This is a genomic window from Pseudoalteromonas sp. MMG006 (genome assembly GCF_018101025.1).
Lineage (GTDB): Bacteria > Pseudomonadota > Gammaproteobacteria > Enterobacterales > Alteromonadaceae > Pseudoalteromonas.
On the sequence record NZ_JAGJEJ010000032.1, the window covers coordinates 1 to 25882 of the forward strand.

The 25882-nt window shown below is 35.8% G+C and carries 24 protein-coding genes; 5 read left to right on the top strand and 19 right to left on the bottom strand.

Annotated features, from left to right (window positions below; genetic code table 11):
• Position 1: 1 nt before the first annotated feature.
• The 18 genes from J8L73_RS18425 to J8L73_RS18510 all read right to left on the bottom strand — a co-directional run bounded on the left by J8L73_RS18425 (position 2) and on the right by J8L73_RS18510 (position 18986).
• Complete coding sequence (locus tag J8L73_RS18425) at positions 2–796, bottom strand: TrbC family F-type conjugative pilus assembly protein (RefSeq protein ID WP_211019247.1); 795 nt, start codon at positions 794–796, stop codon at positions 2–4.
• Positions 783–1283 carry a signal peptidase I gene (lepB, locus tag J8L73_RS18430; protein WP_211019248.1) on the bottom strand — a complete coding sequence of 167 codons (501 nt, stop codon included), beginning with the start codon at positions 1281–1283 and terminating at the stop codon, positions 783–785. The genes J8L73_RS18425 and lepB overlap by 14 nt, the downstream gene beginning before the upstream one ends.
• Positions 1284–1801: 518 nt before the next feature.
• Positions 1802–2389 (bottom strand): hypothetical protein, encoded by a 588-nt coding sequence (locus tag J8L73_RS18435; protein WP_211019250.1) that lies wholly within the window; start codon positions 2387–2389, stop codon positions 1802–1804.
• Between the two features lie 176 nt (positions 2390–2565).
• Positions 2566–3429: a DUF2971 domain-containing protein gene (locus tag J8L73_RS18440; RefSeq protein ID WP_211019253.1), complete on the bottom strand. Its 864-nt coding sequence runs from the start codon at positions 3427–3429 to the stop codon at positions 2566–2568.
• A gap of 79 nt (positions 3430–3508) precedes the next feature.
• The gene (locus tag J8L73_RS18445; RefSeq protein WP_211019255.1) at positions 3509–4105 is read right to left on the bottom strand and encodes a hypothetical protein; all 597 of its coding nucleotides are present in this window, start codon (positions 4103–4105) and stop codon (positions 3509–3511) included.
• Positions 4106–4126: 21 nt separating this feature from the next.
• Positions 4127–4315 carry a hypothetical protein gene (locus J8L73_RS18450; protein WP_182798346.1) on the bottom strand — a complete coding sequence of 63 codons (189 nt, stop codon included), beginning with the start codon at positions 4313–4315 and terminating at the stop codon, positions 4127–4129.
• Between the two features lie 13 nt (positions 4316–4328).
• The gene (locus tag J8L73_RS18455; RefSeq protein WP_211019257.1) at positions 4329–4625 is read right to left on the bottom strand and encodes a hypothetical protein; all 297 of its coding nucleotides are present in this window, start codon (positions 4623–4625) and stop codon (positions 4329–4331) included.
• A 58-nt stretch (positions 4626–4683) separates the two neighbouring features.
• Entirely contained in the window at positions 4684–4983 is a 300-nt protein-coding gene (locus tag J8L73_RS18460; protein ID WP_211019259.1) for a hypothetical protein, read from the bottom strand.
• A gap of 143 nt (positions 4984–5126) precedes the next feature.
• Positions 5127–5840: a hypothetical protein gene (locus J8L73_RS18465; RefSeq protein WP_211019261.1), complete on the bottom strand. Its 714-nt coding sequence runs from the start codon at positions 5838–5840 to the stop codon at positions 5127–5129.
• A 282-nt stretch (positions 5841–6122) separates the two neighbouring features.
• The gene (locus J8L73_RS18470) at positions 6123–6509 is read right to left on the bottom strand and encodes a hypothetical protein (protein WP_211019263.1); all 387 of its coding nucleotides are present in this window, start codon (positions 6507–6509) and stop codon (positions 6123–6125) included.
• 276 nt (positions 6510–6785) lie between these two features.
• Entirely contained in the window at positions 6786–7058 is a 273-nt protein-coding gene (locus J8L73_RS18475) for a hypothetical protein (RefSeq protein ID WP_211019265.1), read from the bottom strand.
• Between the two features lie 18 nt (positions 7059–7076).
• Positions 7077–7388: a helix-turn-helix transcriptional regulator gene (locus J8L73_RS18480; protein WP_063528106.1), complete on the bottom strand. Its 312-nt coding sequence runs from the start codon at positions 7386–7388 to the stop codon at positions 7077–7079.
• A gap of 72 nt (positions 7389–7460) precedes the next feature.
• The gene (locus tag J8L73_RS18485) at positions 7461–7796 is read right to left on the bottom strand and encodes a type II toxin-antitoxin system RelE/ParE family toxin (RefSeq protein ID WP_024589339.1); all 336 of its coding nucleotides are present in this window, start codon (positions 7794–7796) and stop codon (positions 7461–7463) included.
• Positions 7797–7821: 25 nt separating this feature from the next.
• Complete coding sequence (locus J8L73_RS18490; protein ID WP_211019267.1) at positions 7822–8601, bottom strand: tyrosine-type recombinase/integrase; 780 nt, start codon at positions 8599–8601, stop codon at positions 7822–7824.
• 198 nt (positions 8602–8799) lie between these two features.
• The gene (locus J8L73_RS18495) at positions 8800–14391 is read right to left on the bottom strand and encodes a hypothetical protein (RefSeq protein WP_211019269.1); all 5592 of its coding nucleotides are present in this window, start codon (positions 14389–14391) and stop codon (positions 8800–8802) included.
• Positions 14392–15365: 974 nt separating this feature from the next.
• Positions 15366–15641, bottom strand: a complete 276-nt coding sequence (locus J8L73_RS18500) for a hypothetical protein (protein WP_211019271.1) — start codon at positions 15639–15641, stop codon at positions 15366–15368.
• A 650-nt stretch (positions 15642–16291) separates the two neighbouring features.
• Complete coding sequence (locus J8L73_RS18505; RefSeq protein ID WP_211019273.1) at positions 16292–16825, bottom strand: hypothetical protein; 534 nt, start codon at positions 16823–16825, stop codon at positions 16292–16294.
• A 259-nt stretch (positions 16826–17084) separates the two neighbouring features.
• Positions 17085–18986 carry a DEAD/DEAH box helicase gene (locus J8L73_RS18510; RefSeq protein ID WP_211019274.1) on the bottom strand — a complete coding sequence of 634 codons (1902 nt, stop codon included), beginning with the start codon at positions 18984–18986 and terminating at the stop codon, positions 17085–17087.
• Positions 18987–19118: 132 nt separating this feature from the next.
• On the opposite strand from J8L73_RS18510, the gene J8L73_RS18515 reads away from it, so the two are divergent.
• Both J8L73_RS18515 and J8L73_RS18520 read left to right on the top strand, forming a co-directional pair.
• On the top strand, positions 19119–19790 hold the full coding sequence (locus J8L73_RS18515) for a hypothetical protein (protein WP_211019282.1): 672 nt from the start codon (positions 19119–19121) through the stop codon (positions 19788–19790).
• Positions 19791–19813: 23 nt separating this feature from the next.
• Entirely contained in the window at positions 19814–20569 is a 756-nt protein-coding gene (locus tag J8L73_RS18520; RefSeq protein ID WP_182831051.1) for a hypothetical protein, read from the top strand.
• A 69-nt stretch (positions 20570–20638) separates the two neighbouring features.
• Here the strand turns inward: J8L73_RS18520 and J8L73_RS18525 are convergent, their stop codons facing one another.
• Complete coding sequence (locus J8L73_RS18525) at positions 20639–21772, bottom strand: replication protein A (RefSeq protein ID WP_182831052.1); 1134 nt, start codon at positions 21770–21772, stop codon at positions 20639–20641.
• A gap of 1326 nt (positions 21773–23098) precedes the next feature.
• Between J8L73_RS18525 and J8L73_RS18530 the strand changes: the two genes are divergently transcribed.
• The 3 genes from J8L73_RS18530 to J8L73_RS18540 all read left to right on the top strand — a co-directional run.
• Positions 23099–24214: a hypothetical protein gene (locus J8L73_RS18530; RefSeq protein WP_211019286.1), complete on the top strand. Its 1116-nt coding sequence runs from the start codon at positions 23099–23101 to the stop codon at positions 24212–24214.
• Between the two features lie 93 nt (positions 24215–24307).
• Positions 24308–25222: a ParB/RepB/Spo0J family partition protein gene (locus J8L73_RS18535; protein WP_211019288.1), complete on the top strand. Its 915-nt coding sequence runs from the start codon at positions 24308–24310 to the stop codon at positions 25220–25222.
• Between the two features lie 12 nt (positions 25223–25234).
• Positions 25235–25882, top strand: a 648-nt coding sequence (locus J8L73_RS18540) for a hypothetical protein (RefSeq protein ID WP_211019290.1), incomplete at its 3' end; no start/stop codon positions are given.

The following is a 25882-nucleotide window of genomic DNA, read 5'->3' on the forward strand; positions in this document are numbered from 1 at the left end:
ATTAGTTGACCACTACAGATTCTTCTGACGTTGGGAGAGGGTAAGTTTTATATTTCTTCCAGAACCTTTCTTTTGCTAAACGTTGCTTCTCAGACCAATCAATCTTGCCTGCTGCAGCTTTCATTTGCTCTATGATGTCAGGTTCGTCAATATTAAATAATTGACCTAATGGTTCTAACTTGAAATCGCCTTGTTTTTGGTCAAACTGCTCTTTTGCATATTGCGCATTCAATGTGCCCGGAGCAATAAGATGCTTATTACCATTTCTTATGACGATAGTTGGTACACCGGTTACATTAAACTCTTTAAATCTAAGTGGGTTTATTCCTACATTTGGTTCTACGTTTGATATGGCACTTAATTTCTGAATAAGCTTCATCGTCGATGATATGTGTGTAGCCCCTTTTTCTAACCCTCTAAATAAAATTGTTAAGTTATGCTCTTTGGCCACTTTGAAGGCATCAATAAGTGCTCTTCTGGGCATTGAGAAACTTACGAAAATAGCGCCATCTGTACCTTCTAATAAATCAATTTTATTTTCTTGTTGTGGAAGCGCTCTCTTCATTGTATCACTGGAAATAACAACAGCCTGATCTGCAATTGACTTGGCTAAAGCTATATCTTTTTCTTGAATTGTTGGCTTATCTATATCTTTTAACCACCCATTTTCTTTGGCTTTCTCGACAGCTTTATTCGCAGCGTCTTGAAAACTAGAAACATCATATTCGTTATTTTGATTGGCACTTACCGAAACTGAAAACGCACAAAGCAAAACTATCGACTTAAAAAATTGCATATGCTTTCCCCAAAATGTCCTCTTCATTTATTGGCCCCCAAAACCTGCTGTCATAGCTATAAATAGTCTCACCAACCATAAAGAATTCATTTTCATTCAAGGTGATTTGTCGCTCATAATCTTTTGGGCTTAACTGTAAGAAATTAATGGCATGCGTCATTCCAGCAATTTTGGATTCGACTCGATTTACAAACATTTCATTTGGCGAGTATTTGATTTCATCTCCTGGAACACCGGCTGCAATTTTTATAAAGCTCAACCCTTTATCAAAATTTTTATCTTCCTTGTTAAATTTAAATGCAACTAAATCTCCCCTTTTAATATCCTTATCGCGCTTGTCGACTATGAACATGCGAGCATACAAACATTGATCTTGAAAGGTAGGAAATGAAAATGTGAAGCGAGCAAAAAATAATTCCGCTAACCCATATAAGCCTAGTAGTGTAAGGCAGACTATGATTGTGCTTTTTAATTTTACGCTATTCATAGCTAACAGTTTTTGTGAGAAGGTAAATAAATTCTACAGTGGGATTTTTGAGTAATTCTGAAATTTTCTTTCGTATTGAACTTTTTTTGGCGATTAAGAGAATATTTGTGGTACATTAACGACATACTAAAGTCTCCTCCAAAGAACTCTAGTATAAAAAAAAGGTAGCCTTTGGTTGAGGCTACCTTTTTTGTAACTGAAACATGTCCCGTCTTAAATGTGCTTGTTTAATTAAAGTTTTAATACCTCATCAATTTAAGAGAGTAGAACACTACCATCATGTTCTACTACAACAGTTGGTTCTGTTTTCTCAGTCAACAAATCCAAATGGTTTACACTTATAGGTTTTGTTGGCTCAAATTTCATAGGCTTCAAGAGCTGAAACAATGAACGTACTTTCTACTTTGTCCGAACCGAATAGGTCTGCTGAAGTTTGGGTTACTACAGCATGGCCTTGTTTAACCAGTTCATCTATCTTTTTATTTGGAGTATTGGTTATAAAGTCATCACTTTCATTGCTATTTTTGAAACTTTTTAAGAAGCTCATTAAGGAATTTTGCACGTTCAGCGCATGGTTCTGGGTCGTTATTAACTGTTTTAACTTCCTTATCAAGTAAGCTTTTAACTAAGTCTATCTCAGTATTTTTGAGGGTAAATGTAAACTTCCCCTTGTTAAATTCATCACTTCGACATGCCAAAATCGCACCGCTTATAAAAAACACACCAAATGAAGCAGTAAATAAGAGCTTAATAAAACTGTTAACCAGATCCATATTCACACTCGCCTGGGATATAGCTTTTTGAGCTACCGCTTTTTCTTCAATAGCAAGCTCATATGGGAGCTTATACTTATCATTAAAAGTGCTTAACAACTCTAAACCTTCATCACTCTCAGCTAACTTCTTTAATTCAGTATAGTGGTTGATTTTTGCAGTTGCTTGCACTTCCATCGCGACTGCTTTTGATTCATTGCCTAGCTCAATGAATAAATGAGCTCCATAAGTACTGACACCAAGGAAAAAACCTGCGATGGACGTTTTTAGTAAGTAAACTAAAACGTCATTTCCTAATAGCGAAAAACTATTATCTTGTGAGGTATCACTCATAAACTACCCTTTTATATTCATTAAATAAAATTGAGGCTGTTAGAGAATTGATGTAAACCGAATCACATGCGCTCCAAAACCATCGAGCATCACTCAATTAATAATCAACCATTAGCTATACTAGGTAGCTTGGTGATACTGACGTCGATTATCGCCTCGTGTTCGTATTCCAATGATTATTGAAAATTGATAATTCCCTCTGTTCGTCTTTTAATTTCATGCCTTCCTTCAACAAAAAAAGGCGAACTATTTCTCCAGAAAACCTTTCCAAGACTACAACCTCTAAAGCCAAGCGAATGCTTTAAATGGTATGCCTTTTCAATATCTTCGACTGTCGTATTAGATCCAAAACATATCATGCTAAGGGAGTCTTTAATATCCAAGAAAACACCTTGCTTCTGCTCTGTAAGTGTAATCAATCTGAATTCCGCCTCATTACTCCACGCCTCGGACTTTTGAAATAGTAAGTAATCAGCCCGTTTATTATTTATGAGCTCTTTTTTGCAATACTCGTAAGCTCCTATCTCATCGTATAATTCCGGTATATATTGATACTCTGGCATTACATTAGAAAACCCTAAGGACCGATTAACATAGTCAACACTATCTGATTTAGAAATGATTCCGTATTGAGATTTGAAGTTATCTAGCAGCTTTCGTTTATCAAAAACCAAGCAAACGCCTTTATTTTTATCACCATAATAATGCCACATTTGTGGGTTACAAAAGCCACATTTATTAATATCCAATATAGGTTTATTAGGTTCAAACACCGCCTTACCTTGTGAAAAACAAGTCATCCGGATAATTTTATTCATTTCCATTGACGCTTTAAGCACCTGATTTAAATCATACTTATCCTGTGCGTTTGTAAAAGGGCTTAAGAACCAATCTTTGGCATCCTGAGGATCATTAGCCTTTCCAAAGCTGTTCAATAAAAGTTGTTTTTTTTGCAATATATGTGTGCACACAGTTTCTAAAGAGGTGTAGTGATATAGAAACCCGTCACCTGAATCTGTCTGTCTAAATGTTTGGTGCATAACATTCCTTGTAATCAATGAAATGGCTGATAACAACCTATCGCTTTTTCTTTCAATTAAATAACAAATTATCCCAATCTTATGATAAGCCAAGAACTAGCTTAAAAAGTTCGGAAATAAAAAAACCAATCAGCGCGGCAATTACCCAGCCTTTCCATTGCCCTTTACAGCTAGATGCTATTTCAATTTCTGTTCGCAGACTCTCAATAATCCTCGATTGAACGGCAATGTCACCAGCCAGTGAGTTAATCAGTTCCGAATCTATCCCAAGTCCAATTTTTGTTAATATCTGAGGTTCAGACATTAATCGAGGTGTGTTATTTTCGAGCTCATATACAACACCCTGAACACTCGCCAGTTTGATTGAAGGCTGTACTGTAATAACTCCAAGTGAGTATGTCGTCATTCTAATGTTAGTAATGAACTCTAAATTAACATCTACTCCGCTGCATAGTGACTTTGCTTGAGCAAATATAGCGCGAAACGATTCTGGTTCTACACCAATAGTTTCTGTGCGTCCACTACCTATGATTAAGTGTCTTCCATTGCTATTAGAAGACGCCACAATGTATTCAGCAAGCGAATCAACATCTATTTCAAGGAAAGAAATACAATCACTGGATTGGTTGATATTTATTAAAATATCTCCCCTTTTGAGGTGTTCTAGCGTTTCCATCTTATTTCTAATGTTAGTTTGTTACTTCTTATTTGGTAAAAAAGATAACTCTGCGCCATCATGGTTTACAGCTAACTTATCCATAAGACGAGCCGTAGCTGAAAAATCAGGATGATTTTGACCTTGTTCGCCATTCTCGACCTTCCAACGATGTGACATCAAAGAGCGACTGACTAATTCAATTTCTTCAAAACTTAGTTTTACTTTCATTCCCTATCTCCAATTATTGATCTAATTTTTCTGCACTAAACTGATGTTGGTCTTGTTCAGGTAACTTAAAGAAGACATATAATCTTTCTCTGTAATCTGACACCTCAATTTTAGCTGATGTAGATTTTGCTAATTTCAAGCCATCCTCAAGATATTTTCCAATAGTTAATAAATCAGGATATCTTTCATCTTTCCAAATTCGGTATGACAATTTTTTCTTTGAGGTGTTAATAGTTAAATAAATGTTGTTAACACCATTGCCATTATCTTTAACTTGAATATCAAAACCCGCTACTTCATATTTTGCCATGATTTCTCCTTATATTTATTCCAACTCGATTAATAATTTTGATATTGGTGATATAAATTCATTTCTGAATGATTACAGGCGTACTTCTTATGAATGCGCTTTTAAAATTAAAAATATTTGCATCATTATTCACTAAATCATTCTTATCCATTTCAAGATGAATTTGATGATCTAATTGCATTCTATAAGTACCAGTAAAACTTAGTTCTAATACGCCAGTATTTTTGCAAAAACCTGAATCTTTTTTGCAGTCTTCAATTATCACAGTTGCATGTGGATATGAGGATGGAATTGATAGCCCTAACTCTATGGCTGCAATAAATAAAAGTAGCCAAATACCCACAATCAATTTCTTCATGACTAGCTCCCTTATTTAAAATTGTTACTTATATGTATCGTATGAAACGTACAATACGTTTCATACGATACAAGAACTCCAATTGTTTGCCTTTGTGAGTAGCCCTTTATATAACGCTACTGGCAAAAGCGTGTATTCCAATATTAATTTAATGGCGTAGATGCAAGATCTTTATATACACGGCTTGATATGGAAATGAGATATTCTCTTACATCTTCAAATATTTGTGATATGTATTTTTCTTCAACTAACAAAAAATCTTTATCCAGTATTCCTAACCCATCAGTGTTTAGGGCTGTGTTTCTAGTCGTTTTCTTTGGTTTTTCTGTTTGTTCTTCTCTCAATTTGGATAAGTCACCAGAGCAATGAATTATGCAATGTCTAAGTTTTTGCAATGTGGTTATTTTTTCCCATATATGGGAAGGCATATTAACTTTTACTTTTGTAACTTTGTCTATGTAACACTCACTGCGAGTCAACCCATCAGATTTTAAGTCCTTATACGAAATAGGCAAATTAAGTCTTTCCTCAATTTCGAAACATAACTTATCAAAGCTAGTTTCTACATAAGCATACGTTGCAAGTATCATAGAATACCTATGAAGCCTTAAGTGAGTTTCTTCTAATTCCCTGAGGTAAATCCAATAATCTGAACAATAGGGCTCGCCATCTTGGTTTTCACCAAACCGTGCCTCTTCCTCCAAAGCTTCTTTTTCATATTCACTTTTTTCTTCTTTATATAAATTTTCAATTTTGGAATGATGTTCTTTTAATAAATTAAACTTTAAATTTATATAATGCTCGCTCAGTGGACCTTTCTCTGGAATTGGGCTTAAACTACTAGGAACGAATTTCATCTTTTACTCCTTTGATAATCAACTCCAATTAGACTCTAATATAAACTTTTATTTATAAAAATATAATCCTAGAGCGCATAGACCCCAAAACACAGCGATCAATAGATGGATATTTCTAATAAAGAAATTATCATCGTCCTTTTCAGGGGTTGATTTGGTAGGATTTTCTTCGTTCGCCATAATTTACTATCCCATTTCAATTAATCGATTCACTGCAATTCGCTAACTGCTTTTTTAGCGGCCATCATTACCTTATTCCAACTCGTAATTTTCTTAAAGATTTTAAACAGTTGGTTCTCGCCTGATGCTTAATAAGTGAAGTTCAGAATCTGGGCTAACTTTAGGTTTATTGCCAAGTGCGTATGAAGCAGATTTCTTATTCCTATCTGTTAAAAAAATATTTGAATACGTACCTGTAACATCACCGTCAGAATTAATTAAAACATCATATTCTTCTGCGAGATCATTAAGTGTTTTGTAATGATATTCTTTGAATTTATCTTTGCTAGCCACTCCATCATTAGCAACTAAAATTTGCAAACATTCAAACTCAAGATAATTCAAAGCTAGTAATGTTTCTATATCTGCTTTTCTAATTTCATGAGCTTTATATAATGCAAATATCAAAGCGGCTATTATTACAGTCATAACCCCAAGTGTAATTTCCATTTTTTACTCCGTCTTTCCAATATTAAAAAATTATTGATATGAAAAATAGTATTGAACATAAAAACCACATCAATCGAGTCGAGGATCTCCTGCGCCATTTTAAGCTACTGTTTATTGCTTTATCTTCCGTTGCACCTATGCCAGCTTCATCAATTTCATGTTTAGCCGACCTTACATCCTTATCAGCAAATACCGTTAGATTAAGTACATTTGAGCAGAGAATAATAATTATTATTAACGTCCAAGCCCAATATTCATTAAGAAATTCAACCATCTTTATTCCACAAAACTTATAGTGTAGCGGTCTGTTATCTCAGCAATCCCACCACACACAGCCACAAATGCTAAATCACTAGCAATAAGCCAGTGCTTTGCCAGCTCATTGCTCATACACTCCTCTTCAATAAACAGCTTTTCTTCACAGCTATTAAGTGCTTCGGAGGCAATCACATTCTGATTCTGAAAGTAACAATGCATAATAGAGTTTGCGAGTTCCGATTGCTCCAACAATGGCTTGTTGTCGAAATTGATTATAATTTTTAAATCCATATGGCCGCATTCCAATCATTAGTTAGTTGTAACTGCTTCTACAGCCATTGTTAATTGATTATCAGCAAATGCAGGCTTAAAACGAAAACCTATGCGATACAAGCAAGTCATTAGCTTATCAATGCTGAACTTTTCAATTCTCCCATTAACTAAATCGCTCACGCGAGGTTGCGTTAGCCCTAATTGAGCAGCTGCATCGGCCTGTGACCAATTTTTAGCATTGATAATGTCACGAATAACAATCATCAGATCTGAGCGCGTCTGTAATTCAGAGGCTTCTGCTTTATCTTCGGTTATTGCATCAAAGATATTTGAGTATTCAAGAGTCATATTAACAACCTTATTGCTTAACTTATAAACACTATATATCAGCACTGATATATATACAAGTTTTGATATAATTTATTTGTTCAATTCTTTTTGCATGAGTTTGTAGCGCTTTTTCGCTGTGTCCATTGCCTGTTTGTCTACCCCGTTAGTGGTTTTGGTAAATGAGTGTAAAATAAAAACAGTGTCAGCAAACTTTGCAACGTAAATCGTTCGATATGCGGGTCTGCCGTTCTCTATCAGCTCAACCGCACCTATACCTACACTTTCCTTTAAGTGCTTAAACTTGCTAAATGGCTCTTTGTTTTGACAAATAGCGTTTAAATCATTTGCAAAGCGCTTTTGAATTTTATCGGGCAACGCTAGAAACTCTTTTTTTGATTGATTGTTTATAAACTTAAATTTTTTCAACTGGCTAATGTCCTTCTAAGATCATTTATTCTTTTATTCCTAGTGGCGGCACTGACTTATACAAGTTATTCAGTGCATCAGTTAATCGCTGTGGATCAGGGATGATGTATGTATCAGTCATATCATCACTAACATGGCCTATAGCCATTTGTATAACGTCATAATCGACACCAGCATCAGATAGTAGGCTGGCGGTACTTTTACGCCCTGAGTGGCTTGAACCCTGTTTAAAGCCGCAACTCTTAAACAGGTTTCTAACGTAGTTCTCCATGCTTGAGCAAACTAGCGTTTCTTTTTGCCCGTCTTGAGTTTGATACTTTTTGACGTTAAAAGACAAAGTTACCCAGCGCTTACCGCTCTTAGCTAAAAATAGAGGGCTGTCACCATTTAACCCGCCATAACTACCGTCAAGGGACAGCATGGCTTTATCTTTAATGCGTCTGTCACGCCAAGCTAAAATGGCTTGCCTTTGTTGCTTTAAAACTAAAGCACAGTCACGGCTTTGATTGGTTTTGGTGTAATCAGCTTTCATTCTAAAAATAGATTTCAGCTCGCCTGATTTAGTAAAAACATCTTTAACTAGCAACTGGCAAGTTTCACCAATGCGCGTTAATGAGCCGAACAAGAACCAAATTAAAGCCACGTTTCTCTCTGCGGTTTCACCACGATTAGCATTAGCAAGTATGTGCTTTAGCTGCGCTTTGCTTTCTATTTTCCCTGCGCCTTTTCTGCTTGCTTCAAGCCGCTTTACCGCGTCAGAAACAGGCCGTCTACGCACAGGCTTATGACGTTTCTCAAATGGCATACAACACCTAGTTTACACCCAATTCCAACATAGTATGTTAAATAAACACCAAAAACCACAGGCTGTGTGTTTGTTGGTGGTATTGGAATAAGTATTCTTCAATAATTTTCAACCTTTCAGCTACATTTGAGCCCAATCAAAGGTTGTTCATTTTTTATGAATATGGCAGTCAAAATAGCTGCCATATTCACATATCATTTAATGAATTGTCTGAGTGATATCTATGTATTCAAAACTATCGTCATAACATCTACCTACAACATAATTTGTACCTTTTAGCTTATCCTTGCTGAATTGGATAATATTATGAGAATGCGTTAGTAACTCACCATTTAACTGCCATGTAGTCGCAGCAATTCGACCATCCGAGTCATTACAGTTGAGATGTAATTCAAACACTTGATCTGTTTCATGCATATTAATACTGCCAGTTGGTTTCTGATTTGGTATCACGCTCACTTCAAATGACTGCGAACCTGTCTGACCAAACTCAGTTTCAACATCAACGCGGATAGTATGATTACCAACTGATAAATCTCCAATACTTTCTCTATAACGCTTACTTTCCATGACAAGCTCGCCATCCAAGTACCATTTATACACTGAAACTCTATCATCTGGATGTGAAAGCCATACACGAGATCTAAGTGATACATCTAATGGATATCTCAGGTATTCATTACTGAATGTACGCACAATCTCAATTTCTAATGGTGTTGGAGGTAAAACTTCTACAATTTGGCTTACTTCTTTGCTTTGTCCCCTGCTGTTAGTAACCCTAAATGTGAGATTTTTCATTCCTTCTTGGGAAAACTGTAGAGTAAACTTGCCGTCATCTTGATTTAACACTTCAACTCCGGGTGTTTTTAGTAGCTCATATGTATACTCGACGTCAGGAGCAAAATGACGCTCTAAGCCTACCCATGCAATATGTTTAGAAGGCATATAATTTACTGTAGCTGGCATGTTTAGTTCAATTTCAGGAAACTCGTATGTCCAGCTTTTCACACGAACTCTAGTCTCGTTGATTGTCTCTTGCTTTGACCCCTCTACCCAAGCTTGGTAGGTCAGAATAAAGTTTCTTCCTTCAAGAAGATTTTCACTAAATGTCAGGTCAAATTCACTATCATTTATTACTTTCCCATCCGGTAACACCCATTGGTTTTGAGTCCTACCGTTAATAGACTCAGTTCTTGTGAAAGAGCTTCCTTTAATGTGGTGTGTAGAGCCGACTTCGACTAGATCAGGGACATCTAAATCAAAATAGAATCGCGGCGCTCTTAAGAAGTAATATCGCGCCCTAGCTTCGACAAAAGCTTCATCCCCTAAACTACTGTCACTTGCTATTCCGTTATATTTCATACGGGCATTAATATCTCTTCCTGTAAAATCATCTTTATAAAATGAGATTTCCGCAGGACCTGAGAACCAAGACTTACGATTATCAGTTGACCATTCGATAATGCCATCCCCATTTTGAACGAGGCTATCTCCGTCATACAGTACGAATTTTGCTGCCTCATTAAATAGAACTTCATTAGTTTGTTGAATTACTAGTTCAGGTTTTTCATAAGCAACAACTTTTAGAGTTCCGCTAGTTGACCATTCGCCAGTAAACTTATTTTCTACTTTAACTCTCAAGTATTCAATTTCTTCGTTTTCATATCGCTTACGCCAACGTAAAGTGTCTTTATGTTCTGTAGACTCCCTCCAATCGGAACCGTTACTTGAAACTTCCCACACCACTCGGCCAAGTGAGCCAACATCTGCTCGGTCTTCCGGTGAATAAATTGCTGAAGCTCTCAATGGTATCCGGCCCTTAATTAAGCCATCCTTTAGCTCCCCTTCAATTTTAGTTCCTTTGTACACAATAAAGTATGCACGAGCAGACTGAATATAGTACTCATAATCAGGTATAGGTGTTTTTGCTTTTGCTACTGCAACATAAATTCCACTTTCTTCGCCAATAACTTCCATTGGCATTTTTATGAAGGCTTCACCTTTCGCATCTATTGTGACAGTTTCTGTTAATGGTTCAGGTATATTTCTTCTGTCATACTTACCTATATAAACTTCCCATTCACCCATTGAGCTTTTGTCATAAACCCATCCATCGATTCGATTGTAATTCCCAAGGTTGATTTTAGCCGTTACTTCATCAGTAGATAGGATCTGGTCATCTTGAAAATCTAGATTAACGCCAAGTGTGCTATCAGGAACGACTAAAGCTTTAATGCTTTGGGATGCATTTATTTCTGGCATTCTATGGTACTTGACGTTGTAATCGATAGGGAATACTTCCCATAGATTGCGTTCAACTTCAAAAGGCATATCGAACCTACCAGATGTTCTAAATATTTCACCTGTTCTTGTAGAAGGGTTTTTCGGAAATGTTTGGCTAACCCCTTTGGTGTCGAATGTCATATCTAATGAACCAGGGCTCGATACAGTACCCATTCTTACAATTTCACCACCCGAGTATTCAACTGGATAAAAACCGTTTATAAGTTCTCGCCTTGAGCTAGCTTCAACTGAAATCCCTGTTGGTTCCTGAGAAGAAATCAGTGTCTTTTCATTAGGTATGATCAGCGTTTCACCAAACTCATTAATTATTTCGATATCGCTTTCAATTTCAACAAGCGCTTTGTCTAAATAACCAACAGCCGATGGTGTTCTACCTCGCAATGATATTTCAAAGCCTTCTGGTAAATTAACCCAATTGAATATGCAGCTTTTAACACCTTTGCGCGCATATTTAACCGCGAGGTCTCTTTCACTATAGAACCGGCACTCTTCGCCGCTCACTTGTTCAGAATCTAAATAAACCAATTCAATTAGTCTGAACGGTAGATAGTCGTTTTCACGATGCTTTATATCAAACGACATAGGAGCAAAGACAACATTTAGATCATAATTAAATTTATCACCTGAAGAGTTTTTAACTACAACACTAATTTCTGCATTATCTTTTGGTGATAACTGCTGAGTTAAGCCATTAATAGTGACAATACCGTCACCAACAGAATTTAAACTTAATGGCACGCCGTTTGATTGTACACTCTCAATAGTGACGCCATTTACGTAGCCATTAAACCCTGCTACTAACAGTTCACTATCAAAGTAGAACTCATCATTTTCCTCCATACTTTGGCTGTTTCTGAAAATAGAAATTGATGGCTGCTTACGAGATAAGAATGCCGCGTTTTTAAATTCTTTTTTATCTGATTTTGAATATAAGTACTTTGAAGTAACCGTAATATCGTAGTGCCCATCTGGTACACTCTGCACATCAGCTGTATAAATAAACTTGTTATTAATAACTTCAGGCCCGGTTAGATTTTTTACTATTACAGTTTCACCTTCAGTAATATTATCGTTTTTAAAAAGAGTAGTACCGTCAAATTCAAGCTCCTTAAGAACTTCGTGCGAACCACTAACCTTAAACTCAAGCTCAATCGATTTAGGAAGCCACCATGTACCTGATATAGCTGGAGACGGTTTATCAAATACAACTCTCGCTGTTTCGTTCTCAACATCTATAGAAGCGCCTAACAAGCCAAAGCGCAGTGGCAAACCACTAGCCCTTGCATTAACTTTTACTTGCTCTACCCGAGAGTATGCGTATTCCCAACTTACAATGGCCTGAGAGTTTATTTCTTTATCAGTAAAGTACTTATTAATTGAATTTATCTTAAACTGGTGAGAAACAATGCCATCCTCATAGCCAATGTAATTTTTAGTTCCAAGGTAATAAGGAGTGATATTTATTGTGCAGGATGTACTTCCAGCATTTATTAAACAACTACCCAAATTATCGACAATTACCTGTTGTGAATAATTAACTGGCTTTGTAGTGATTGAAATGGCTTTAACCTGAGCGTTTGGATCGTGATTTACATCGCTATTATTGTCGATCCATTTATTCCCTACATAAATAGAATATTTTGTTAGTTCAGGCGCAATTGGGGCCTCGACGTTAAAAGATGTAGTTCCAGACTTGATTAGTGTTTTCTCTTTTTCCGCACCAAAATAGGCAAACACTTTATAACCAACAGGCACAACTCCGCTCATTCTCAATCGACCTTTCAGAGAGAAGTTATCTCTATCAAGCTCATCCATACCAACCCATTCAAAATAACACTTTCCTGATACATTATTGTTGGTACCAATTGCAACCGCTTCATTCGTCACAATGTCACAGAAACTTGAAAACTTAGTTTGGACTGCTTCAAAACTAGACTCTTTTACGTGAGATACTAATCGACCACCTAAATTGTTAATCTTAAACTCGATTTCATCTTGAACTTTATTTAATGTGATTGTTCTGGAATATAAATGTCCCAGAGTATCCTTGACCGTAACTTTTATTGTATTTAACCCATTTTTGAAAATAACAGTGTCAGGTATTGTGGCCACACCAATTTTTGGCTTGTTAAAAGCAACGTTAGAAGAATTAACTTGAATCGATACCAAGTCAACGTCATCTGTAAATGAATTGAAAGTTGAAATTACCAGCTCTTGATTGTATGCAAAGTTACTGCTGTTATTTTGCTTAACACCTGATTTGAAAATATCAATTTTTGGGGCAGTTTTGTTAATTCTTAACCCATTAAAATTTTGGTTAGAAGGGATGCCACTTGAATTTGTGAAAGCCACAGAAGCACCATAATAACCATCTTCAATTTGCGTCATATCGAACGTGTAAACATATGCACCATTTACACTTTCTCTCTTTGTGCTCGTAATAGTCTTATTTGCTGTAACTAGTGAGCCATCTTTTGTATATAGAACATTCCCGCTATAGGTGATGCCACTTGAAATGGTTGGCTGACTATTTCGGCTGAATTTTACATTTAACTCAGATGGGGCCCACCAATCGCCAACAATCTCGCTTGAAGGCTTATTTAAAACGAGTTTAGCTGTGTTATTCGAAACTTGAATTGATTTGCTATTAACGTTTATTGTCTTTGTAGTCGCATAACTAGCAGGCATTGAATTAACCTCAAAAAGGTCAATTTTTGTTGGTTGGTAATTCCAAGGAACAGTTAAAGCATGTTTGGTGTTACTAACTCCCCAATAACTATTACTCGAATCAACGGACACTTGATAGCTTAAAGAGCCCACTTTATTTGAAATAGCATCGCCAAGCTTTAGTCCTGAAAATGAAATATCGCATGAAGTAGCACCGCTTACTACTGTACAGCTACCAAGCGATGGTATAGAAACCTTCTGACTGTAATCCCTTGCGTCAACATTAACTCTAACTGCAGAAAACTTGTTTGCGGGGTTGTAATTGGTATGGCTACCTACGCTTTTCCATGAGTTTCCAAGCTTAACTGAGTATCCTTGGACAGTAGGCTTAACTGGAGCTTCAAAATTAAAACTAAAGTTTTTTGTATCAACTAACTTTTTTGCTTTTGCCGACCCTGAATAATAATAAATTGAGTAGCCAATACTATTCGGACCTGAATTGGAGGCAATGCCTTCAACTTTAAATCCATCAATTGAATAACCGGCTGTGTTATTCCATTCAAATAAACAATATCCAGCGTTTAAGGTTCCCCCTTGTAATGCTAAATTGTTATCTGTAGTGACAGTACAATAATCGTCTATAACAGTTTGGCGAGCCTCAAGCTTGAAGTTTCTTACGTTTGAAATAAGTGTGCCTGATTTGTTCTCGATGACAAATTCTGGTTTGTAGACATTCATCGTTCCTTTGATAGTTGTGATAGCAATAGCGCTAAATGAAAACATCAAAGTAGTTAAAGCCGCTGCCTTTAAATAACTCATTATTAGACCTTGTTGGAATTACTCAGAGTTAACTTACCAACTAAGCCAATCAATAAAGCCTGAAAAAAAATTGAAATAGAAGAAAAATTCGTTTTATTAATTTTGGAAGGGAATGATTAAAGAATATTCCAACCAACCCTAGTCAAACTGCACTATCACATTTAACTTTGTCATTAAAAGCAACAAAGAAAATAGCATACATCGATATGCATAAAGTTATTTCTGAATAGATTGCAACAGTCTTCCATATGGGAAATTTTGCCATGACTGGATACAAGCTTAACCAAAACACAGTGTAAATTGATAAAGTAAACATAGCTGGTTTAATGATCTTCTGTGGAAGAAGATGTTTAAACTTAACTAAGAAGATTACCAAGAAAATGTAAAATGAAGCATTAAACATTGCCAGTAGCCCTCTGAAGTTCCAAGTGGAAATCCCGAGCCACCAGCCAATTAACAACCAAGAGTAAATTATAGAAAAAACACAAAAAGTTATTTTGAAACTAACTTTCAATTTAAGTAAGTAGAAAAGGCCGAACAGCATAAAAAACTTTTCAAGAAAGTTAAGAGATGTGAAGTACAAAAGTGTGTTCCATACATCTCCACTATTGTATAAAAAGAATAATCCCACCTTAGTCGCGCATGAAATAACTATGGCCAAAAAGAAGCAAATAGCTGAAAGGCTTTTATTGAATTGAATATGATTGATTTATAAAACTGAACACTAAAGGCTAGCAAAACTGGGGCGCTTATCACGTAAGCTAATTGATTAACCATTCATACGCCTTTCTGATTAGTTTATAAAAGGTAAGTGTAGTTGATAAATTAGGTACTGTACTTTTATAGCATATGTATTTTGTTCACCTACTAGTTTGAATAAATAACCATTCAGTTCACTAGCTCATCTTAATAAATACTTTATAACTTTTATATCAGATGGTTACGAAAAGGAAATGGCCTACTCTATGACAATATTAATTTTTTGCCTTAATCAACAAAGTCAAAACTTGTGAAACTAATTGGGATAAATAATCTTCGCTATACTCTAACACTTTCTCTAACTCGGCTTTGTTTTTAGAAGGCTCTAAACCGATAACAAAGCTTTCAAACTCTTGGCGGTTATCTAGTATCGAAATCACATTGTCGATTGTTAAATTAGGCTTTGAGCCCTCTAGCAAAGCAATAAGCTTAAGTGAAAATTTACTAAATGGGCTTTCATCACAATATTGCTTCATTTTTTCTGCAATCATACCTACCTCAATATTTAAAAAACCAAATTACTTATAAAGCACTAGACGGCGCTAGTAATGAAATCCCTTTGTTAAACGATTGAAATCGCTCCTTAAACAAAGCCAGTACAAACTTATTTTTATTCTTTTTTGTTAACGATCTATTTTTTAGATTCGCGATGAATTTCACTCAAAATGACAAAAACTAAAATCACAAAACACCAAACAGGTAGCCAAATAAAGGTGGCTAAATTGCTTTGGAAGGTTGTAATGTTTTTTACACCCCAATAGCTATTGCAATATATGGCCATTAAAATAATGTACGTTAGGATGCTGATAGCGAGTACGATGTACCAGGTTATAGTATTGAGCTCACTTCTAGCGCTTATTAATATTATTAAGGAACTTGTTAACACGAAGATGTTTGTATACACAATCACTAAAAATATATTAAGGAATTCGATGTCGAGTGTGAAAAAACCATCGATGCTGACTAAGTTCTCAACAATGAGCGAATGAACGTATAAAATGAAAACTAAGAGCGCTGTCAAGGCTGCTGCTGTAACAAGACTGGTCGTTATATATTTACATCGTTTTAATTCTTCTGATTTCACATTACTCATACAATCACCTTACTGATTTTATATTGTCTTGATTAAACCGACTTAACCTCAATCTAATTGATAAGAACGCAGGTTTTCTGCTTCACTATTAGATTTTGTTACCTTTGAATTCGTGGCTCGTAATTTTGTTGGCGCATTTTTAATAGCAAGCGATGCACACATCTTCACTTGCTCTAAACCATATTCGCTTTTTTGTGTTAATCCCGATTCAATTAGAGCAAGCTCACCCTGGATGCTTACTTTTATTTCTGGGCAATCAACATATCTCAGGCTTGAGCCGCATGACCACTTTGCATAGTCATCTGATCTGCTGCTATTACTTGATGTAATAGAATAACTAAACTCATGAGCAGTATAGCTTTTACAATCAACATCAAAAAAACCTGCCCTTTTTAATTTCACTGAACCAATTTCACTAAGTTTCTCTTTCTCAACCGGGGTTAAGCTCATTTCAATATCCGGTATAGAGCCTCGGTAGTTAGACACCCACACTAAAATACCCGCAACTAAAAGCGTAACTAAAAGCGTAACTAATAGTAAAATGAGTAATGTGATCAGCTTACGTTCTGAATTTAATTCCACAACAAACTCCAGGTTTGAAATTTTTAGACAACTTAATTAGCTTCTACAGTTATTTCTGTATCCAACCTATGAATACCAGCAAAGTAAATTTGTCCTCTGCTAACCGTTTAAAGATAAGATCGAGATTTGTTAGTAATATATCAGTATGTATTTATCGAGTTCCGCGAGTTTTATTTGCTATTTTTAGTTTTTTTTTGCGATACCGTGAGATATTTATGCTTCACATAGAGACCAAAACAATGAAATTGAATGTTAAGAGTTAATTTGTAGTTTCTAGTGTCGATAGAATTTCTTCCACATCAGAAACTTCGACTTTTTCGCCAATTAATATGGATTTAGTAGAGCCGCTTTGAGATAAGTCGCATGCTTTAACAATGTCGCCAAATCCTCTTAAGATCATATCTTGTTCGGCCAATTCATAACCATCGTCGAACGTAGTTAAGAGAAGTAAGCGTTGTAATGATTTTTCACTAATCTCAGTTGGGCAATATAAATCTAGCTGTCCTTTTCCACCATGACGCACTAAACGTCCCCGTATTTGATGGCACGTTATTGTTCCGAACCTTTCAGCATGATAGATGATCGTTTTTGTTAACCGAGGGATAGTCAAGCCAATTTCAACCATTGTTGTAGAGATTAGTATGCTAGCCTTGCCCGACTTAATATCTGCAATTGATTTTCTGTTGTGGTCTGGACTGCAACCCGAATGAATATACCTAACTTTATTTCGGGCAAACTTGTTCCACTTCGTGAATACCTCTTCTACAGATGCGAAATTCTCAGAATTATCCTTGGTGGGACATACAACGAGTACTTTGTTACCAAGCTCAACTTGATTAAGGCACTCTTTCATTAGTGCATGGCTTTCACTTTTAAGTCTTAACTTAGTGGTTATCTCTTTCTTAGCATGACATTTGGTAAGTCTGAATATGTGCTTTGAATTACCATACGAAATCAAAGCCTGGGTTCTAGGTATTGGAGTAGCTGTTGCTTCCAAAAAGTGTGTATTTTCAGAAAGTAGTAATTCTCTTTGCTCAAGTCCAAACCGATGCTGTTCATCAACCACAACTAAATCCAGTACACCAACCCTTCGATGTAACAGAGCGCTTGTACCGATTAGAAAGTTCGTTTCCTCTAAGTTTGTTTGTTCTGTTTCTAATGTAACTAAGACTGGCTTTAACGAACAAAAATATGAATTTAGCTCTTCATGAATTTGCTCTGCAAGGGTTTGGCTAGGTAACATAATCGCTGCTCGCCCACCAGCGGAGACCACTGAAGCAGCGCAAATTCCGTAGACAACTGTTTTTCCAGTTCCTACATCACCAATTAGAGCCCCATCGACTTTGGTACCCTCCTTAAATTTATTGGTTATTGATTCAACAATTTGTGTTTGTTCTGTAGTTAATTCAAAAGGAATTTTTCCCTTTAGCACGTTGATAGGTAGACCGTGTAAAGATTTTACAAGTTTATTTGGCTCTCTTGGATTTAAGGCATTCATTTCACGGATACAATATAAGGCGGCAATTCTTTTTATGACACCCCTAGCTTCTTCCCATGACTCTACCGAACTAGGATTGTGCAATTCGGCTAGAACATCTTTTAAAGTCATTTTCTTAGTCTTTAAAACTTGTCTAATGTTTGGTACCCATTTTATAACTTCCCTTAGATGTTTTTCTGCTTGATTAAGTGTGTTGGGTAACTGTTTTCTAATAACCTCTCTTACCTGCTCTTTAGACAGGTAACCGCGCTTAGATTTGTAAATTGGTACGAATTTCCCAATGTCAGCACTGGATATTAATTTTGCTGCGCGTAAGTTTAGGTAAGCCCCATTAGCAAATGAAACTCCTTTGAAGTAATAGGTTGAACCAACTTCAGCCAGACTTTCTTCAATAAGCTTTGTATCACCGAAAAGCTTTATTGAAAGTATGTAACCTAAATCGTCAAACAGCTCAATTGTTAAAACCCCTTTCCCTCTAACCCAATTGAAAGATGGTGCTGATACTAATTTTCCAGCTATTACTATTTTATGGCCGCTTAATTGATATGCCTTAGAAAATTCAGTGACAATGTTTGTGTAATCTTCAATTTCAACTGGGCAAATTAATGGCACCTGCCAAGCATGTTTAATACCAAAGCACTCTAATGATTTTAGCTCCATCATGTTCCCCGTAGTTGAATCGTTCCTTTATATTCCCTCATATTGAAAAATGTGCAACTTGGAGGTTTTTAACTCTAAAAATGCGCGATTTCTATGTTTTGAAATAATGAAGTAAATTAATTACTGGATTTGTTTATGAATAGTCATCCTCAATATCAACCACAATATCAGCCTCAAAGTGCAAATGAGTATTTTGATTCTAGTCAGATGCATACCACTGATGCTGAATGTCAAAACCAATACATGAATGAAAACTATGCTCCTAGTCATATGCATAACAATAATGCTCAGTCTCCAGTGAAACAGAGTCAAGAGGGTCAAACACAAAGCAGTGATTTCAACCCTGATTATGCTCCCGGTGGTAGGTATTACTCAATTAAAGTTCATGCAAGCAAGGCTGCTGTCGAATTCAAAGCAGATATAACAAGGAAAGGGGTTATTACTATTCGAATTGAGGCTGCTTCTGGAGCAAATAAAAGTTATGACTGGAAAAACAAAATTTCCATTCAGCTTACTCAGCTAGGTTTGATTGAATTTCTATGCGCATTTTTATTCATTAAGGAAAGTATTGAGTTAAAGCATTACGGAGCTAAGAATGACAAATCATTAAAGGTTCAATACCAAGAAGGAAAGTTGTTTGTGCAAGTATCACAAAAAGGTAAAAAGCTTTGTGGAGTACCTATTCCTATCAATGAAGCAGTACGTATAGGTCAATTTGCACTGGACTCTTATTTGAAAAACTTCGACAACATTAGTGCTGAGTTTGCTGTACAGAATTTTAACCGAGCAGCTAGTTTGGGTCTTTGAGCGCTTGGAAAGGGAGGTTGAAGATGTTTTTACAAAATGACGATGCTCTAGAAATACCTCATGGTAATTCATCTGTTTGGCGGTATATGAGTACTTGGAAATTTGAGCAGTTACTCATAAATTCCACTTTGTTTTTTCCAAACGCTAATGCACTCTCAGATCAATATGAAGTATCTATACCTGAAAGTGTTAAAAACAAAAAAAGAGATGACCTAATTAATGACGGTATCACTGGGAACAATCTTAAAGGTGAATTGGAAGCTTTTTTTTGGAACACCAATCCTAAGAAAAATTGTGTCTTTATCAACTGCTGGTCATTAACTCCACATGAGTCATACGCTTTATGGAAGATTTATCTTTCAGGTGAGGCAAATGGGGTTGCCGTTAAAACGTCAGTGAGCAAACTTAAACGCTCAGTGATTAACGGGCAAGACAGTAACCCAGAGCCATTTTATATGGGTAAAGTTAAATATAAAAAACACCTTTGCGATGATAGCCTATCAAGGCTATCACTAATAACAACGAAAAAACCATTTTATGATTTTGAAAAAGAGCTAAGGCTTTTCATATTGAATGATTCACCACCTAAGAAGAGCTTGGATCAAACTGTTAATTTCAATCAAGGTAAGAGTGTGAAGATTGATGTTAATGAGCTTATTCAAGAAGTGTACATTTCGCCATTTGCTTCGCAAGGTTACATAGATGAGATAAAACAATTGCTTAAAAAGTATGGTTATTCAAAAACTTTGATTAAAGAATCTGAAATACTTGATATGTAAAATTGGTTTTAGTCCACTGCACTGTTAAAGTTGAACAGTGCAGCCCCCATAACTAACAGAGTACGACTCTTACTGCTCGATTAAAAGAGTTTCAACAACTTCTTCTGTCGTATTGCTTTTGATTCTTATTTTTTTAGCGTGTTTATTAAGTGACACAATTTCATCACAGAACCCTTCTGTTGGGTATAGAGTGTACTTGTAGTCTATAACTTTATCTTCATCGTCCTTTACAGCAGCGATATCATACTTCTCTAAAATGCCAGCATTAATAAGGTCTTTCATTGTGGAAGTCATATTTCTGCGAATAGCAATTAAGCGATTTTCAGTAATGTCTTCTGACTCAATAGAGCCAAACTTAATCATTATTCTTACAAGCATGAAGTGATACGTTTTTTCGGGGCTGGCGTATCTAAACAATGTATAAAGTCTGGTTGTAAGCCAACTAGACAAGGTTCTCTTAAATTGTTGCGCCTGGTTAAAGTAATATCCTTTATAAGATACAGTTTCAATTTGCTGAGCCATGTACTCATTAAGAAATACTATGCATCTCTGAGTGCTTGGCCCTTTTTTACCAGAAAAATGAATTGACCCCAGATAAGGCATTTTTGCTTCATTTGTTTCTACTTCACCATTTGAGTTGGTGCTGTAGTTAAAAGACAGTTGACTCCCAGACAGGATTAGTAGCGCTTCCTTTAAATCTGGAAAAGATAGTGATTGATTAACTGACTTAAGCTCTGCATTTAGTTCATTCATTTTAAAATGAATTGCGTAACGAGTGCCGCTTGCGTTATTAATCTTAGAAATATTGCCTTTAGTTGCAAGTGATATAAGCGCTCTTTCTACCTTTTCTTCGCGGTCAGATGGCCAAGCAACATAGTCAGTTTCTTTACCTTTGATTACAGCTGGTGAGATTTGCAATTCACCAGTGTATTCAACACCATCCAACTTATCAGAAATAGAGCGAGAATTAACGAGCCTTTCTGGTGCTTGTCTAATTGGGTATATGGTAGTTTTAACTCTTACAAAACGAGACCATAAATCGTATAAAGGAAAGGTATTTGATAACGAATTTGATTTCAAACCTTCAAAATGCAAATCAGTGAAGAGTTTAAGCTGCTCAACCTCAGCGGCTTCCTGAACTACTAGCCCTTTGGTGCTGATAGTCTCTGGCAAATTATTTATTGTAAGTTTGTTTTTGCTCATACCGAAATTCCCGCATACTTGAATTTCAAATATATCAAATCGCTATATAAATAACACAGTAAAATGCACCATTATTAAAAAACTCTTTATAATCATTACGATAATAGAGTGTAACTGTGATCTGACTACCTAATAAACCTATTAAAAATAACGTGTAATTGCGATCTGGTAGTTTGAGTAACAGTATGAATAACGTGTAAATGCGATCTGAGTTCAAAACCTATCTATTTAATTAACGTGTAAATGCGATCTGAGGTGAAGATTTAGTTCATAAAATAACGTGTAAATACGATCTGGGATGAAAATTATGGCCGAAAAATAACGTGTAAATGCGATCTGGGATGAAATTTGATGTCATAAAATAACGTGTAAATGCGATCTGACACTAAAAATCAGCTCATAAAATAACGTGTAAATGCGATCTGACACTAAAAATTAGCTCATAAAATAAAGTGTAAATGCGATCTGAGAGGCTACATAACTACTGAATAACGTGTAATTAGGGTCTGAGATTTTTTTTCAGTTTATTATATCATCAACTTACTTCCTGTGTACCCGATGTGAACTTAAAACTATTGGTCAAAAATAAACCGGAAGAATTTACCCTAAAATGGACAGAGAAATTACAAAATAAAGTGCAAAACTGATCTGAAAAATAAAACTTATATATTTCAGGTATTTACAGGATTGTATCACACATAAATAAAGGTTACGGGCGAAAAAAAACTATTTTCAAATTAAAATTCACTAAACTTCTGTAGTATGGATTCAGCAGGGCTGTGAATAACCCACTAAAACAAGGTGTAATTGCGATCTGAGAAGCGTGCAATTGCGATCTGGTAGAGTAATTTGGCGTATAATCAATCATTTTGAATAAAAAACAAACTGTGATTGTGGATAAAATAACGTGTAAATGCGATCTTGAGCAATGTCGTTGTGGATATTTTACAGGCAACCCTTTATAACCTGTTGATAATAATATCAATATGAGTGCTAATAACGTGTAGTTGCGATCTAAATAAGGTGTAATTACGATCTAAATAACGTGTAATTGCGATCTCACTTATTTTTTATTAGTTATTTAAATCAACAAGTTAACCACTCAATCCACAGCGCTAACCTAAAGATCTAACCTATATATTTAACCATTATTATCCTTAATATTTATTCTTAGCTCTCAACAAATCAAATTAAAAAATAATATTTACCAATTAAAAAGAACTAAATTCAACTCCTTTAGCTAATTTAGCTAATAAGTTCTTTGCAAAATGCACGATGCTATTTAGCTGTCATTCTGTTGTTAGATAAACAATAGAAGGCATATTCATGAATTTTTCAATCTCACTCTCTACCGCAAAACATCTGTTTGTGGATGCTTGTGGTATAGCAAATAGCTCAAAGTGCAATATATCTGCACTGGATTATATTCACTTCTCATTATTTGGCGGCATAGCAGAAGTGCTAGGAACTGACACTCAATCAATTGTTAGGCAATCTTCACCAATTGATGCGTTTGAAGATTATGAGATTTGTATCGAAGCCAAAAAACTCAATACAGTCATAAGTAGCTTTACCGATGAAAGTAAGCCATTAAAATTTCAATTCGATGAAGATAAAGTAATTGTGAAATATGGTCGTTCAAGGGCTTCAATAGCTACAATGCCATGTGATAGCTACCCTATTCCCAAAATAGTAATTCCTAGTGGCTTTCAATTTTCTTGTAATGCTGAGTCATTTAAGTCTGCTATTTCTGGTATTTTTTATGCCAAAGCGAATAACGATGTAAGGCCGTTCCTAAATCATATTAACTTTTCTATAAATTCTAATAAGATGAAGTTATACACTAGTGATGGTCATAGATTGGCTACGGACATTGTTCAGTTAGAAAATTCTGTAGATGATTTGAAAGGTATCTTGCCATTTAAACTTGCTGAAATGATTCTCCAAGCACAGCCTAATGGTACTTTGGGCTTTTTCTTTGATGAGAGCCACTTCTATTGCTCAACTGGAGGAACAGTATATGGCTCAAAGTTCGTTGCCACTGAGTTTACAGACGTAAGTGAGATTTTAAATACTGAGTTATTTCAATCTATTAAAATTGCTAAAAGTGAGTTGCTGGACTCTGTAAAACGAATTAAGGGCTTTGTTCAAAGTGCAAAAATTGCAAAGTTAACAATCGCATTAAAAGGGCAGGAATTATTACTAAATGCAAATGCGGATAAAGGAAATGAAATTGACGATGTAGTAAATACTGAATTATTACAAGCAAATGTAACCGATGGTTATGAGCCTGTATTTACCTTAAACCCAAATTACCTGTTCGATGCTGTTAAAAGCATAAAATCTAACTCAGTTTGTATATCTTTCACTTCAAAAGCTCTCCTCAAAATCACTGACCCTGATAATGCTAATATCAACAGTGTGATCATGTCTATGCGCTAGTTTATCTAGCGCTATATTTTTCGTAAAAAATGCGCGTTTTGAACACCTTGATATCTTATTTCCAGTCAAGACAAACAAATTAGGAAATCAGTTATGAATTATCAAAACAATGTAGAAGTACAGGTGCTAAAAACAGATCAATTAGTACCATTTGCATTAGGAAACTCACGTGAAAAAAATAACCATGAGGCGCGTAAAAATTTAACCGAATCTATCAAAGAAGCTGGAGGGGTATTGCAACCAATTCTTGTTCGTCCAACAGCAAGCGAGTCTAAGTTTGAAGTGGTAGCAGGTTTTGGTCGCTGGGAGTCGTGTATTGAGCTTGGTTTTGATGTACCAGCACTTATTAAGCCAATGACTGACAATGAAGCGTATGAAGCGTATGAAGCTCAGTTAATTGAAAACCTAGTGCGAGATGATTTAACCATTGTTGATGAATCAAAGGCCGCGCAAAAATTTATTACGATGTATCAAGGTGACTATTCAGCCGCAGCCGAGCGATTAGGTTGGACTCAAAAAAAATTAAATGACCGTGTTCAGTTATTACGTTGTTGTGATGATGTATTAAACGCATTAAACGAAAATAAAATTAAGATTGGTCACGCAACCATTTTATCGAGCTTTTCAGAAAAGTTACAAATCGGCACATTAGGTAACATTATCAATGAGAATTGGAGCATTGAGTATCTAAAGCAACGTGCTGGAAAGGCAAAGAAGTATTTACATACAGCAAAATTTGACACCAAAGACTGTGCAGCCTGTCCTCATAACACTTCACACCAGATAGGTATGTTCGACTTTAACGTTAGTGATAAAGCGGCGTGTGCAAAGCTATCATGCTGGAATGTTAAAACCGATGAGTGGCTGAAAGAGCAAAAACAGTTAGCAGAAGAAAAATACGGAACAGTAATTTTATTAGTTGAATGTTCAAGCGCTGACAGGAATACAGTTTCTAGCGCCAGTGTTGGTGAATCACAATACAACGAAGGTTGTGCATCTTGTGAATAGAATGTAGTTATTATGGATGATCGTTCTGGTCGTGAAGGGCAAACATTAGAGTCGCAATGCATTGATAAGGTTTGCTATGCAAAATGTGTGAAAGCATTTAATGAGCCAGATAATACTCAAAAAATTGCAGCTGAAAACAAAGCTAACTCTACAGAACCCTCGACTTCAACAAGTGCGAGAGTATCAACCAAAAAACCTCAACCAGTTGAACAAAAAACACCTAGTGCTGTTATTGAGCTTGAAAAGAAGTTAATTCATCAAGAAGCTGAAAAAATATTTGCGAATGAAGCTTGGTACGTAAATGGTGTAGTGCTTGCTTCAATGGCTATTACGACAGGTTATAAGCCAGCATTTTTCAAAAAGTCAGATAGTTTTAATGAAAACGTTTTGGCATGTAAACCAATTACAAATGAGCAAATTCAAGAAGCTATAAATCAAGCCGTAACAGCGAGTGTATCAAGTAGCGCAAAAACTGTAGATAGTCGATTTGTGTTTCAACAACAAGCCTTAATGATTAGCGCTATGGCTACACTTGATAACGCAAAAGACATTATAACCGCAGCGTGGAATCCCTCTGAGGAAGTATTAAAAAACTATACAGGTGCGGGTATTAAAGGTCTGTGTGTTAGTGCTGGTTTTGATAAGGCATTTAATGATTGT